15 protein-coding genes and 1 pseudogene are annotated in these 12,717 nt (G+C 53.6%); 11 read left to right on the forward strand and 5 right to left on the reverse strand.

Annotated features, from left to right (window positions below):
- The coding region (locus NTX71_06165; GenBank protein ID MCX6339488.1) for a transposase at positions 1-145 on the forward strand (145 nt) is incomplete at its 5' end.
- Between the two features lie 66 nt (positions 146-211).
- A pseudogene (locus tag NTX71_06170) lies at positions 212-910 on the forward strand (NmrA family NAD(P)-binding protein).
- 191 nt (positions 911-1,101) lie between these two features.
- On the opposite strand, the gene NTX71_06175 reads toward NTX71_06170, so the two are convergent.
- Together NTX71_06175 and NTX71_06180 are read right to left on the reverse strand one after the other, a co-directional pair.
- Positions 1,102-1,521 (reverse strand): secondary thiamine-phosphate synthase enzyme YjbQ, encoded by a 420-nt coding sequence (locus tag NTX71_06175; protein ID MCX6339489.1) that lies wholly within the window; start codon positions 1,519-1,521, stop codon positions 1,102-1,104.
- A 133-nt stretch (positions 1,522-1,654) separates the two neighbouring features.
- Positions 1,655-2,410 carry an NAD-dependent deacylase gene (locus tag NTX71_06180; protein MCX6339490.1) on the reverse strand — a complete coding sequence of 252 codons (756 nt, stop codon included), beginning with the start codon at positions 2,408-2,410 and terminating at the stop codon, positions 1,655-1,657.
- Between the two features lie 156 nt (positions 2,411-2,566).
- Here NTX71_06180 and NTX71_06185 point away from each other — a divergent pair, with 156 nt between their 5' ends.
- The 8 genes from NTX71_06185 to NTX71_06220 all read left to right on the forward strand — a co-directional run bounded on the left by NTX71_06185 (position 2,567) and on the right by NTX71_06220 (position 8,672).
- Complete coding sequence (locus NTX71_06185; protein ID MCX6339491.1) at positions 2,567-2,809, forward strand: ribbon-helix-helix domain-containing protein; 243 nt, start codon at positions 2,567-2,569, stop codon at positions 2,807-2,809.
- On the forward strand, positions 2,794-3,132 hold the full coding sequence (locus NTX71_06190) for a type II toxin-antitoxin system PemK/MazF family toxin (GenBank protein ID MCX6339492.1): 339 nt from the start codon (positions 2,794-2,796) through the stop codon (positions 3,130-3,132). The genes NTX71_06185 and NTX71_06190 overlap by 16 nt, the downstream gene beginning before the upstream one ends.
- A gap of 173 nt (positions 3,133-3,305) precedes the next feature.
- Positions 3,306-3,803, forward strand: a complete 498-nt coding sequence (locus NTX71_06195; GenBank protein ID MCX6339493.1) for an NUDIX domain-containing protein — start codon at positions 3,306-3,308, stop codon at positions 3,801-3,803.
- A 152-nt stretch (positions 3,804-3,955) separates the two neighbouring features.
- Positions 3,956-4,777, forward strand: a complete 822-nt coding sequence (locus NTX71_06200; protein MCX6339494.1) for a hypothetical protein — start codon at positions 3,956-3,958, stop codon at positions 4,775-4,777.
- A 75-nt stretch (positions 4,778-4,852) separates the two neighbouring features.
- The gene (locus NTX71_06205) at positions 4,853-5,071 is read left to right on the forward strand and encodes a hypothetical protein (protein ID MCX6339495.1); all 219 of its coding nucleotides are present in this window, start codon (positions 4,853-4,855) and stop codon (positions 5,069-5,071) included.
- 280 nt (positions 5,072-5,351) lie between these two features.
- Positions 5,352-6,083, forward strand: coding sequence for a hypothetical protein (locus NTX71_06210; protein MCX6339496.1), 732 nt, complete (start codon positions 5,352-5,354; stop codon positions 6,081-6,083).
- Positions 6,084-6,273: 190 nt separating this feature from the next.
- On the forward strand, positions 6,274-7,602 hold the full coding sequence (locus NTX71_06215; GenBank protein MCX6339497.1) for a hypothetical protein: 1,329 nt from the start codon (positions 6,274-6,276) through the stop codon (positions 7,600-7,602).
- Between the two features lie 200 nt (positions 7,603-7,802).
- Positions 7,803-8,672 (forward strand): glycosyltransferase, encoded by an 870-nt coding sequence (locus NTX71_06220; protein ID MCX6339498.1) that lies wholly within the window; start codon positions 7,803-7,805, stop codon positions 8,670-8,672.
- On the opposite strand, the gene NTX71_06225 is transcribed toward NTX71_06220, so the two are convergent.
- The 3 genes from NTX71_06225 to NTX71_06235 form a co-directional block, all read right to left on the reverse strand.
- Positions 8,622-9,260: a GNAT family N-acetyltransferase gene (locus NTX71_06225; GenBank protein ID MCX6339499.1), complete on the reverse strand. Its 639-nt coding sequence runs from the start codon at positions 9,258-9,260 to the stop codon at positions 8,622-8,624. The genes NTX71_06220 and NTX71_06225 overlap by 51 nt on opposite strands.
- Before the next feature lie 29 nt (positions 9,261-9,289).
- Positions 9,290-10,702 (reverse strand): PIG-L family deacetylase, encoded by a 1,413-nt coding sequence (locus NTX71_06230; GenBank protein MCX6339500.1) that lies wholly within the window; start codon positions 10,700-10,702, stop codon positions 9,290-9,292.
- A 268-nt stretch (positions 10,703-10,970) separates the two neighbouring features.
- Positions 10,971-11,798 carry an A/G-specific adenine glycosylase gene (locus NTX71_06235; GenBank protein MCX6339501.1) on the reverse strand — a complete coding sequence of 276 codons (828 nt, stop codon included), beginning with the start codon at positions 11,796-11,798 and terminating at the stop codon, positions 10,971-10,973.
- Here NTX71_06235 and NTX71_06240 point away from each other — a divergent pair.
- A complete protein-coding gene (locus tag NTX71_06240) occupies positions 11,779-12,654 on the forward strand; it encodes a hypothetical protein (protein ID MCX6339502.1) in 876 nt (291 codons plus the stop codon). The two genes, NTX71_06235 and NTX71_06240, sit on opposite strands and share 20 nt — an antisense overlap.
- Positions 12,655-12,717: the final 63 nt, after the last annotated feature.

The following is a 12,717-nucleotide window of genomic DNA, read 5'->3' on the forward strand; positions in this document are numbered from 1 at the left end:
GGTGGTCGAACGGACTCTGTCATGGTTGAATCGCTATCGAAAACTGCTGGTTCGATTCGAGAAGACCAAGGCAAGTCACGAGGCTTTATTAGAGTTGGCATGTGCATTGATTGTTTTTAGACGGGTTATTGTTATTTACGGATAAGCTCTTACACAATCACTAAAGGGAGTATCAGTACTTTATAATACCTATTGGGTTAGATTTAACTACGGGGCTTTTACTCATGAATCTACTGTGACCAACACACTGACATTATTTAATTCGGCTAAAAAAGCAGGTGTTGAACGGATTGTGCATGTTAGTATTACAAACCCTTCAGAAGAATCTAATCTTGAATACTTCCGAGGGAAAGCAAAGCTTGAAAAAGCATTGATGAAATTGGGTATTTCATATTCCATCCTTCGCCCGGCAGTACTTTTTGGCAAAGAAGATATATTAATCAATAATATCGCCTGGCTACTGCGTAGGTTTCCTGTTTTCGGCGTATTTGGAAATGGTAATTACCGACTTCAGCCGATTTATGTTGATGACTTTGCCAAGCTGGCTATTGAACAAGGTGAGAGTAGAGAGAATACAGTAAGCGATGCGATTGGATCGGAGACATTCACTTATAATGGTCTAGTCGAGGAAATTGGTACAATTATAGGTAAGAAGAGGCCAATAATACATATTCACCCGGCAATCGGTTACATAGCAGGGAGTGTCATAGGCAAATTGGTAGGTGATGTAATCATTACGCGTGACGAAATTGAAGGTCTCATGAACGAACTTCTATACGTTAATTCGCCACCTGTTGGAAAAACAAAGCTTACAGACTGGGCAAAGGAACACGCTGAAACGCTTGGATTAAAATATACAAGCGAATTGGCACGTAGAAAAGACAGATTCAATGCATATAACACCAACTAACCCACCGCTGCACCTGACCTGAGAAAGGCTGCTCTTTCGTCTAGCAGTTCCAGGTGTAGCAAAGCTCAGGGGACGGTCTTTACTTGTTAACTTACTGCCATTTTCTCAGGCAGGTGAGCTTCACGTTAGCCCAAGTTCCGCTTTGGGGTCAGGTCTACGCATTACTATAATATTCCCCTCCGTTCAGCCCTTCACTCCCCCAAAATCTGAACGATGACCTGCCGCTGCCGGGGACGGTTGTCGAACTCGGCGAGCACGACCTGTTGCCACGTGCCCAGCAGGAGGCGGCCATCCTCAAAAGGTATCGTAAGGGAGGGCCCCTGGAGTGCGGCCCTCAGGTGGCTGAATCCATTCGCGTCCCCCCAGGTATCGTTGTGGGCATAGTGCTTGTTCCTGGGAATCAGCTTTGCATAGAATTCCTGGACGTCCTTTATCAACCCCGGTTCGTATTCAAATGTCGTGATCGCCGCGGTTGAACCAACGACGAAAACCGTCACGCTCCCCCTCTTGAGCTTTGTTGCCCCCAGCTTTTCCGCCACCTGGCCTGTGATATCCACGAGGTCCCCATCCCCCTGCGTGTCCAGACTGATTCTCTCATTGATGATTTTCATAATCTCCTTCCCGCGATGACTGTATCCTGTAGTGGGTTGATTCATCAATCCCGCCTTGATGCGGGTTCGATAAATCGAACCCCTACAACTACACCACAATAATAATCCGCGAAATCCGCATAATCCGCGGTTTCTATTTTTGAAAAGCCCTATCAACGAGTCCCGGCAAAATCTCTCCCGATTTTCCCATTATCGACCAGTCCACTATTTCTGAAATCTGCGTCGGCTCGCGGTTGATCTCCGCCGTCTTCGCCCCGCGGCGCTTCGCCAGATACACAAAGCTCGCCGCAGGCTGGACGACCGCGCTCGTGCCCACGGAAAAGAAGAGGTCGCATCTGCCGAGCGCCCGTTCAGAATCGCGCACCGCTTTCGGCGGCAACTGCTCTCCGAACCAGACCACGCCCGGCCTCCGGATGCCGCCGCACGCGCATCGCGGCGGATACTGCCCGAATGGGCCGCCGCGCTCCTCACGGCTTACCCCGCAGCGCTCGCACCGCCATTCCCAGATCGAGCCGTGGAGCTCGATGACGTTCTTGCTGCCCGCAGCCTGGTGGAGCCGGTCCACATTCTGGGTGAGGAGCGCGAATTCCCCTCCCCTCTCGATGAGGCACCGCTCCATCCGGGCGAGGGCATGATGACCGGGATTCGGTTTGACCAGCGCGCAGTTCTGCCGGCGCTCGTCATACCACTTGCTCACCATCTCCGGATTGCGCGCGAAGGCCTGCGGCGTGGCGAGCTCCATCGGATCATACTGCGCCCACAGTCCCTCCATCGCGTCGCGGAACGTCGGTATCCCGCTCTCCGCCGACACCCCTGCACCGGTGAGCACAACAACATATTTTGCCTTTTTTAGTGCTGCCGCCACTTCTTCCGGCACCCGCACCCTCATACGTCACTCCCACTTTATATAACTATTGTAACAGAATGCGTGAAATGCAACGCCTGACATTTAAATCATCTGTGTTTCCATCAGCCAAAAAAGTAATGATTTTTATCACTTGCATTATCTGCTGGTATGATATATTATCATACCAGAGGTGAAAAGATGAGCACTGCAAAGATCGCTATCACAATCCAGGAAAAGTTATTGCATAAGCTGGACCGCCTTGTAAAACTGCGCATTTTCCCAAGCCGCAGCAGGGCTGTTCAAGAAGCCGTTGAGGAGAAACTTACACGGATAGACCGGAGTCGCCTCGCGAGGGAATGTGCGAAGCTTGACCCCGCGTTCGAGAAAGCGATGGCGGAGGAAGGGTTCCCCACGGAGATTGAAGAATGGCCAAAATATTGAGGGGTGATATTATCTGGGCGGATCTGAACCCTGTAAGAGGACGCGAACAAGCAGGCCAGAGACCGGTGCTGATCCTCAGCCACGACGTTTTTAACGAGCGATCAGGCACGGTGATCGCCGTTGCACTCACAAGCAAGCCGCAACAAGCTGCGTTCCCCTTAACTATTGAACTTACCAGTTGTAAATTACCCAAACGCTCGTGGGTCAAAATCAGCCAGATCCGCACCCTCTCTGTTCAACGCCTCGACAAAGCGATCGGGAAAGTATCGCCCGAGGAACTCAGCCTTATAACAGAAGGATTGAACGAGATTATCGGAGGCTAGCTTGTTACTCACCAATGATCTTAGAAAAACTGTTTCTCCTACTGCATAATCCGGTGTCAAGCACACATCGTCGATTAGTTTAGTCGGTTCATTCTTACTTTTCCCAGGCAGATGAGTTTAGCTTAAGGCGCCATACTCTGAAACGCACTTTGTCTCGAAATTAAGGAAATCGCGTGATTAAATTCTGTCCCGATTGCGGCACAGCTCTTGAGTTGAAGGAGTTTGAGCAAAAACGGCAACATTTTTGTCCCTATTGCAAACATATTTACTATCCACAGTTGAAAGTCGCAGCCGGCGGTTTCATTGAACAAGATGGAAAGCTATTGCTACTACAAAGAACTGGCGCTCCCTTCCAGCACTGTTGGAACATACCTGCGGGTTATGCAGAAGTAGACGAAAGCCCTTTTCAAGCCGCCGTCAGGGAAGTTTACGAGGAAACAGGGTTGCGTGTCGAAGTGTATAACCTGATAGACGTCTACTTCTTTTCTGATGATCCCAGAGGTAATGGCATTTTAATCGTCTTTAAGTGCAAACTCATTGGAGGCGAATTACACCAAACCCTTGAAGGGGCCAATCCAACTTTTTTTGCCGCGTGTGATATTCCAAAGAATTTGGCTGGTGGTGGTCATGATCAGGCGATACGCGCTTGGGTAAAGTGCCAGCGCACCTAATAGTCCCCGCAGCCGACCACCCTATCGAAAATTTTATTCAGCGAGTCACTGAGCTCGTAGCATGCCGGTTCCTATTTGGCATCATGGCGAAACGCGCGTGGTGCCTTATCTGAATCGTTAGGTCTTTAATTACCTAGTGAACTAGAGGGATGATGAATACCAACGATATAATGAATGTCGCACTCACATTAGCTGGTTTTGCTGAGATCCCAGGTGATAGCGACATTTTTTATCCGGGTGAGAATATAAAGAAACTCCTGTTCGGGATTGATGTCTTTAATAGCGATATAATTGCTGCCAAAGAGAATGGATATGATCTGGTGATCTCTCATCATCCGCCGAACAAAACCTTCACGGCGCGCTTTTGCAATGAAATCAAGGATCAGGTTAAGTTGCTGGTTAAGGCCGGCGTCAGCCAGAAACATGTGGCAGCCATTGTCGAGCCGATAGTTGATAAGTTTTACAACTGGAATCGAGATAAAAATCATAACGAGGTGATATCACTGGCAGCAAAGCTTGAAATGCCGCTAATGAATATACATCAGCCATGTGACGAGCTCGGGAGACGCTGTTTACAGGCTATACCCGACCGAATAGGCAAAGCTGCCACTGTTGGAGATTTGATGTCTCGATTCGGTCAACTAAGAGAAGTGCAGCAAAGCGGTGAGAGAATCGAACTCGTGTGTGGTAATTTGAATGATCGAATCGGGGAAACTATCGTTGTCCACGGAGTGGGTACTAATGGCGGGCACGCAGTGGCGACGGCGCTATTTGAGGTTGGAGTCGATACCGTAATCTATATCCATCTGCTGCCGTATCAAAAAGACGAAAGGGAGCTTCTTGCGAAAGAGAACAAGGGAAATTTGATATTGACCGGCCACTATGCATCTGATTCCATTGGGGCAAATATTCTCATCGTGAAGCTTGAGGAGTTGGGGATGGAGGTCACACGTTTCAACAAGCTCTACTTTTGAGTATTACCGGGAGTATAATACTCGATGCATTGCGTAGCATGTTTCCGAAATACAGTAAGGGACAGGGGTGTGAATATGCGATTACTGGAAAAATGGGAATATGATGAATTCAAACAGATTGGAGTGGATTTTCAGGATGCGCGGGAAGTTCAAGCCTATGATGAGCGTATAGCAAAGTTCAGGAATACAGATGAACAGAACCAATTAATTAACCCAAAAGCGGCACGGGATTTAATCGCGCGTATTAGACAACAATCATCACTCGTGTCCAAATCACTAAACAAAATATCCTAACCTGTTGAAATATATGGGAATTGCATGCTTTATGGTTATTCGAGATTTCAATTCCAATTTGGATAGCAGTGGATCCAACTGTCAAGGAGAAAGATTTGACCCCAAGGCCAGTCATATACCCTGAAGGGTTGAACAGAAATCAGGGAATTGTCATGGGTATCCTGGTGCTCCTTATCAACCTGTTGGTTTATACCGCACTCGCGGGAAAGAGGAGTTGAGAGTGGCGGGGGTGAGCAGCGAGCAGTATTCGTCATTATTTTGGGAGGTGTCGCAACACCGCATGGACACTTTTGAAACTCTCTTCGGCATAAAAAAGGAGCAGGTGAAAAAGACCTGCGTGCTGCTCCCGCTCCTGTCGAGAGATATTTTGAAACAGTTCGGTGTGCAGCAGCTCTCACGAGGGAAAATCTACTCATCAGGGAACAGCGCGCACTTCACGCTCGTCCGCACCGGCGTCGGGCCGGCGTTCGCAGGCGATGCAGTGCTGCACCTCGCCGATACACAATGCAGAAACATCATCCTGTTTGGATCGTGCGGGCTGGTGGAATCCAGCACAGGCCTGCGTATCGGGAGCCTCCTGAGCCCCTCTGCAGCTTACGCGGCTGAAAGTTTCACCAATCTCCTGGAAAGCGATTCGCGCTCCTGGAAGGCGTACTATCCCGACAGGAGCTTGCACGACCAATTGCTGAACTCATCCGGCCCGGCTGGCATTGAGAATGGAACATGTCTTTCCATCGGCTCATTGAAGCTTCAAGACAGCATGCTACAGATAATCAAGGAAAAAGCGATCCGGATGGTTGACATGGAGTGCGCGAGTGTGCTCGCCGCGGCCGCGCACACGGGGCTGAGGGCGGCTGCCGTATTCTACGTCACTGATGTCATAGGGGAAAAGCCTTTCCACGCGGAATTGAGCCGGGAAGATACAACCATCATCACCTCCTCCATAAGGAACGCTGTCCGTGTTCTATGCGAGTTTATCGAAACGAAGTTGACGAGGAATAAAGATGTGTGAGCTTTGCATTCAGGCGTACCCAGACGATGACGTGCGCGGGGGGATGGATAATGGGTCGTGCGGAGGGCTCCTAGGATGTCGCAACAGGAGGGGGCTTTCTCAAAGCACGCAGTTCTGTAGGCATACTCGTGAATCTGAACGCCTGAAGGCGGCTCGCGCTCTCGCGAGTGCCAGATTCCCTCGGTTCGGGGTGAACAAAACGCAGGAGACTGTCCGGCTCTTATACGAAATATCGAAGCGGGACAATGTCACGCCGGCGGCAATACTCCGCACGAGCCCCTCCGTAAATTTCGCGGAGCTCAAAGAATGCCTCCTGCACAAACGGTTCCCGCACGCCTCTCTCCGCGGTGAACCCTCAAAGGCCTTTCTCCCCAAACTCTCCCTGGATCCCGCCGCCCGCCTGGTGCGCGGGCCGGGCACATTCAATCCGAAGCGGATCATGGTGGAGGAATCGGCAAGGAATTCAGATCTCGAACGAAGGCTGCGAGACGCGTTTCCCCGCGCGGTCGTCTCGGAAATCCCGAGCCTCGAGGCATACCTCTCAACACAGGAGGAATTCGGGATCGCCGATTACAACAGCAGACGCACTACCGTCTTCGTCATACGCGCGCGGCATGATTTCTTCAAACGGTGCCCATGCACAAATGGGGCGGTGCCGTGCGGCTACCATATCTTCAATCTCGGTTTCGGCTGCATCTATGAGTGCAGCTACTGCTACCTGCAGGAGTACGCCAATGCACCGGGGATCGTCCTGCCGGCCAACATAGAGCATTTCTTCGACCGCTTCGCGCGGTACACATCATCGCCCGCCGCCGTTGCATGGCGGCGGGGGACCCGCATGCGCATCGGGACCGGCGAGTTCTCTGACTCACTCATGCTTGACCACCTCACTGAATATTCCCTGCCGATAGTGGAATTTTTCAAGCGGCACCAAGACGCGCTCTTTGAGTTTAAGACGAAGAGTGCGCGCATCGACAATCTGCTGAAGGCCCCCCACGCCGGCAATATCGTATTGAGCTGGTCGCTGAACCCGCAGAAAATAATAGACGAAATTGAATGGTACACCGCGCCGCTCTCTGCGCGTCTCAATGCAGCGGCACGTGGCGCCGAGGCGGGCTACGCGATAGGGCTGCACTTTGATCCCGTGATTCATTTTGAAGGGTGGGAAAAAGAGTATGCCGGTGTCATAGAAGAAGTCTTCGATACACTGCAACCTCAGAATATCGCGTGGATAAGCATCGGCACACTGAGGTTCAGGCCACGTCTCAAGCAGATCATCGAGAACCGCTTCCCGGACAACACCATCCTGGATGGAGAATTGCTCCCCGGCTACGACCGCAAGCTCAGGTATCCGGTCAGCACACGCCACGCTGTGTACAATCGCCTTATGACGATGCTGCTCAAACACTCAAAGAAACTTCCGGTCTACCTGTGCATGGAAGACCGGAAAATGTGGGAAATGGTAGGGCTGAAGTTCCCATTTGGCGGAGATCAAAACCACAATTCTAACCACAGATAAACACAGATGACAAGCCGCGGATCGCCACGGGTAAACACGGAGATTTTGAGTTGTTGAAACAGGATGCACGCAGATGCTCACTGCAGTAGAAAGTGCAAAGCTTACGGCGCTGAAAATAGTGATGCCGTACACTTTCAAGATTTGGCTTTGAACTGTATTCCGGGCTGTGTTCATCCGCGTTGATCCGCGGCAAAAACCTTATGAAAGAAAATGTCAGCGTGATTATCCCGACGTACAACCGGGGGCCTTTCCTCAAAAAGGCGATTGAGTCCGTGCTGTCGCAGAGCTATCAGGAATTTGAACTCGTCGTCGTGGACAGCCACTCAGGTGACGACACACCGGCCATCCTCAAGGGCTTCGGGGACAGGGTCACCGTGCTTCAGGCGGCGCACGGAAACCCCGCCGCGGCGCGCAACCTCGGGATCAGGCGCACTCACGCTCCGCTCATTGCCTTCCTCGACTCAGACGACTGGTGGCAACGGGACAAGCTCTCGCTCCAGCTCAGGGCGATGGATGAAAATCCCCCGTACCTCATCTCACACACGCAGGAAATATGGTACAGCGGGGGGGAGATTCTGCGGCAGAGACGAAAGCACCGGAAATACCACGGCTGGATATTCGATAAATGCCTCCTGCTGTGCGCGGTCAGCCCCTCCACGGTCATCGCGCGGCGCGAGCTCTTCGAAGCGGTCGGTATCTTTGATGAAAGTTTCGTCTGCTGCGAGGACTACGAACTCTGGCTCCGCGTGAGCGCGAGGTATCCCTTTCTCCTCGTGGATATGCCGCTCACCTTTAAGGACGGCGGGCGCGGGGATCAGATGTCCCGCATCCACCGGGTGGGGATGGACAAATTGAGGATACGGGCCCTCTTGAAAATACTGAGTGAACCCTCACTTCTGAGCGAAGCGCAGAGAGCGCTGGCAGTGCGCGAACTCGAAAAGAAATGCCGCATTTATGGAGAGGGCTGCATTAAACATGGGAAAATCGAGGAGGGCAACCACTATCTCGAGTTGCTGAAATTACTTCCGGTTATCCAGATTTCTCCCCATCAGCCAGACTTCACCCGGTGAAACACCCGCCAGCGCGGGGGCAGGGTACCGCGAGAGGAGCACAAATCCCATTTTGGTAAAAAATCTCTTTCCCGGCCCTGTGGGTGTTGACACATGAATACCCTTTACCCCGTCCGAATTCAGCCGATCGAAAAATGCTTCCAGTAGTTTTGATCCGAGTCCTGTACGCTGCGCATCCGGCGCGATGTCTATATGACAGTGTGCGGGGTATTCCGCCATGATTCTTCGCACGACCCGATAACGGCGGAGGCCGAGCACCGTGACCGCGACAATGATTCGCCAGACTCCGATGCGGTGCCAGTAGCCATGCCTCACAAATCGAAAGAGGAGACGCGGAACAATCGCGCGCGCGAAGATGCGCTCGAACCGTTTCGTATCAGCGCACCCGGTGAGGTAGCCCACAACCCGACCGTCGGCCTCTGCAACAAAAAGCGATCCTCTCTCGAACCTTGTATAGTAGCCCAGGACTGCTTCGGCAACAAACTCCCGGTCATTGCAGAGCGGCTCTATGGACTGGCCATAGAGGGCGGTCTCAACGCAGATGTCGCGGATCACCTCCCAATTTGTCTCCCGGTAGGATCGGATCATAGCGCACACTTATGGAAGTGGAGGGCCTTTCACTCCCTCGTGAGCGTGAATATCTGCCACGCAGTATATGATCGGGGGACAACACCAGAAGTCAAGCCGCAAGCCTGCACAAAAATCGCCTCAGGATCTCCGAGCACACGCCACGGGATCGTCACAACACCGACGTCATTGCTTAATTCAGCATTGATCTCATCCGAAGGAATTTTCACATCCTGGTCATGAGCGACCAGCACGCCCATGAAAGACTCGACGCACACCTTGGGCATCTGCTCGAACGGCGTGTCATGGCGGTACCCGAAGGCGCCAATGGATATCCCCATCCTGTACTCAAGCGGGTGCCGCAGGCCAACCTTCACCTCCAGCCCCTCCCCTGTGTTGCGGTATGCCACGCCTGCAACATAACCACTCGGCTCTCCACGCTCATAGTCTGACGTCTCCGCGCTCGCAACCGCCTCACGATGTGGACTCCACGCAGCCGCTTTCATGAGCGACACCGGCTCAACGAGCGTGAAGAGTTCGTTGCGCCGCGCAAACGCCGTCAGCCAGTAGCCGCTGTCCGACATCTGGCTCTTATAGAGCCGGATTGCTTCGTACTTGCGGCGCACCTGGTCGGGTGTGAGCTCAAGTATCCATGAGCGCGCTCGCTCGTCGGCAAGGCGTTCCGGAAATGAAAGCCACTCATGCGGGCGGTAAAAGTAGGGGCGGGGCCACGGCCCCATGTGTATGGGGTAGGTGAAAATCTGGGGCTCGGGGATCCGGCCGGCGAGGTTCAGGAGCGCGACGCGCAGGAACAGGAAGTGGGCCCGATGATCAGGATTGGCGTCAATCGGGTGCGTCACGAAAATGTGCGTGGGACGGAAGTCGAGCAGCTCCCGCTCGATATCCGCCACAATCGATTCGCCCTTATAGGGCTTCCCATAGCCCGGCGCCTCTCTGTACGGCACATGCGTAGTGTCGGTGAGCATGCTGTGCAGCGGCGGCGACGTTCCCCAGTGCCTGTTCCAGATGTCGAGGGTGTCGTGATCCGGATACCCCAGGAACACGAGCTGCTGAACGGGAACGCCGAGAAAGGCCATCGCCTCTATCGCCTCGTGGATTCTGATTTCTCCCATGTTCCGATTGACCCTCGGGCTCAGCCAGGGACGCATTCGGTATACCATGAACGCGAGCTGGTTGTGGTCGCCGCTCGTCAGGTACACCACCCGTACCGCGGCGCCTACCGCTACCGCCTGCTGGATGAGCCCGCCGCACCCGAGCGTTTCATCATCTTCATGGGGTGCCAGTATAAGGATTCGACTGGGCACGGCGACCGCCGTAAAGGCGGGAAGCGCCGGACGCACGGGCGCGGCGCGGCGGGGAATGAGCAGCACCACCACGAACCCTACGATTCCCAATGCGAACAGCAGGAGAAACCACCACGCGCCATGCAGATGCCAGTTCATATCTCACACATCATAATACATACTCCCACCGAGCGAAACCAGATACCCTGCGAGAGATCTCACCGCGGGGAGTGCGTGTAGCGAACACAAAGAAACATAATGGATGCTCAGTGTCTTCAGTGGTTAATTGTTCTTACCACTGAAGTCACTGAATGCACTGAAGTTGGGTTCCTCCACTCCGCGGCTCCGTGGTTAATACTGCATGGCACCCATTGCATGACTGCGGGATTACCATTGCCGGAGAGGATACGCACCGGCTCACCGTTCCTCACGCGATCCCAAACCTTCCCTCGCGCTCTTTGATCAGGCCGTCTTTGACGAGCTGCCTGATATTCCTCCTCACCCTCCTGGCCTCCACGCTCAGCCGGGCGACCAATTCCCGCGCCGAGAGCGACTGTTCCGCAATGCACGCCCTGAGAATCAGCCCCCTGATCTGCCTGTCCGAACCCTTGAACGAAGTCTGTTTCCGGTAACGGGCGCTCTTCCTGTTTGGATTCCCATGCGTTGCCTTGAGCATGGACCCATAATCCATGAGTGCATTGTACCACTTTCGCGGACGCGCGGCATCGAGCGTCTCCTCGACCAAAGAAAGAATTTCTTCATCACTCACCACCCGCCGCGCCCGGAAGAAAAAGTGAATGAACACGGTCCGGACATTGGTCTCGATGAACGCGACCGGGATCTCAAACGCGAAGGCGGCGATGGCCGATGCCGTCGCGGGCCCGATCCCCGGGAGGGTTTGCAGATCCTCTATCCCGGGGGGCAGCTCCCCCTCCCACTCACTGATCACGCTCTCGGCGATCCTCTTCAACGCGAGCGCCCGCCGATTATATCCCAACCCCTGCCATGCCCGGAGTATCTTCCTCAGCGGCGCCCGGGCGAGCGCGCGGAAGTCAGGAAAGGCGGCGGTAAATTCCCGATATTTCCGCACCACCCTCTCCGCCTGAGTTTGCTGCAGCATGACCTCTGAAACGAGAATACGGTAGGGATCGCGCGTGGTCCGCCAGGGGAGACGCCGCCCATGCAGGGCGTAATGTCGGTATATCGTTTCCCTGAACGAACGGATGCGCGCGGGCGTGAGCGGCATTGTGCTCATCTCGCCCCTCCCCGAGGGATCGGTCACGCGCGACTTTCGCGCATGCGTTCTCGTCGCCCGCTTTGATTTGGGAGCTGCCATATACCTCATTATAACGGAATCGACTCATACTGAAATTAATAATCCAGTCAGTGATTTGAAACGCGGTACGGATGTATGGTATAGTACTTATGTGATGAAGATATCGATCGGCATACTGCTTGCAGGCTCCCTCTCTGTCATCCCCTCACTGGATGCCGATACCGTCACCTGCAAAGACGGCAGGGTGATCCATGGCACGATAACAAGCGAAACGGAAAACGAGTTGACCATCGGCCTCTACGGAGAGCAAGTGGTCATTCCCCGCTCGAAAATTCTATCCATCACGCGGGCTACCCCTGAAGACAATCAACGGCTTGAAAAGGAGTTTGAACAACTTGATGCACACTACAAAGAGGAGAGCCGCGAGCGGGAAAAGCAGGATGCGGAAAACGGCCCGGCAGAGTACACACCCATTCCATTCCCCACAGAACCTCCCCCCCCTGACGGCGATTTCGAGGAACCAGAAGTAATAGTCTTCCCGGCATATCCCCCCCAGGACGTGGCGCCTCCCTCGGGAGAAGCAGCGCCTCCAGGACCACCGAACAGGGTGCAAGAGCGGTTGTCCTGGGAGCAAGAGGTCCATCAGGCGATTCACCAGAAACGCGTGATCCCCGGCATGACGGAGAAACAGGTAGAGTCGGCGTGGGGGTTCCCCGACCTGATCCATCCAGTGCATGGAACCTACACCTACACCGATCGGTGGATCTATGACCGCGATGATAGCGGAAAGGTGAGTGTCTATTTCAATAATGGGATCGTGGTGGAAATCTATTAAGCGCGCTGTGCAGGTAGCGCCGCTGCGATCTTAGTAAACGGCTAAACGGGGAGACTGGCCGGG

It is taken from the genome of Candidatus Auribacterota bacterium, assembly GCA_026392035.1.
Classification (GTDB): Bacteria; Auribacterota; Tritonobacteria; order UBA1439; family UBA1439; genus JAPLCX01.

Excerpts from the sequence above, each read along its gene's own strand:
- NTX71_06175 (MCX6339489.1), bottom strand. The coding sequence starts at position 1,521 with ATGAAAATCATCAATGAGAGAATCAGTCTGGACACGCAGGGGGATGGG.
- NTX71_06180 (MCX6339490.1), bottom strand. The coding sequence starts at position 2,410 with ATGAGGGTGCGGGTGCCGGAAGAAGTGGCGGCAGCACTAAAAAAGGCA.
- NTX71_06185 (MCX6339491.1), top strand. The coding sequence starts at position 2,567 with ATGAGCACTGCAAAGATCGCTATCACAATCCAGGAAAAGTTATTGCAT.
- NTX71_06190 (MCX6339492.1), top strand. The coding sequence starts at position 2,794 with ATGGCCAAAATATTGAGGGGTGATATTATCTGGGCGGATCTGAACCCT.
- NTX71_06200 (MCX6339494.1), top strand. The coding sequence starts at position 3,956 with ATGAATACCAACGATATAATGAATGTCGCACTCACATTAGCTGGTTTT.
- NTX71_06205 (MCX6339495.1), top strand. The coding sequence starts at position 4,853 with ATGCGATTACTGGAAAAATGGGAATATGATGAATTCAAACAGATTGGA.
- NTX71_06210 (MCX6339496.1), top strand. The coding sequence starts at position 5,352 with ATGGACACTTTTGAAACTCTCTTCGGCATAAAAAAGGAGCAGGTGAAA.
- NTX71_06220 (MCX6339498.1), top strand. The coding sequence starts at position 7,803 with ATGAAAGAAAATGTCAGCGTGATTATCCCGACGTACAACCGGGGGCCT.
- NTX71_06225 (MCX6339499.1), bottom strand. The coding sequence starts at position 9,260 with ATGATCCGATCCTACCGGGAGACAAATTGGGAGGTGATCCGCGACATC.
- NTX71_06230 (MCX6339500.1), bottom strand. The coding sequence starts at position 10,702 with ATGAACTGGCATCTGCATGGCGCGTGGTGGTTTCTCCTGCTGTTCGCA.
- NTX71_06235 (MCX6339501.1), bottom strand. The coding sequence starts at position 11,798 with ATGAGCACAATGCCGCTCACGCCCGCGCGCATCCGTTCGTTCAGGGAA.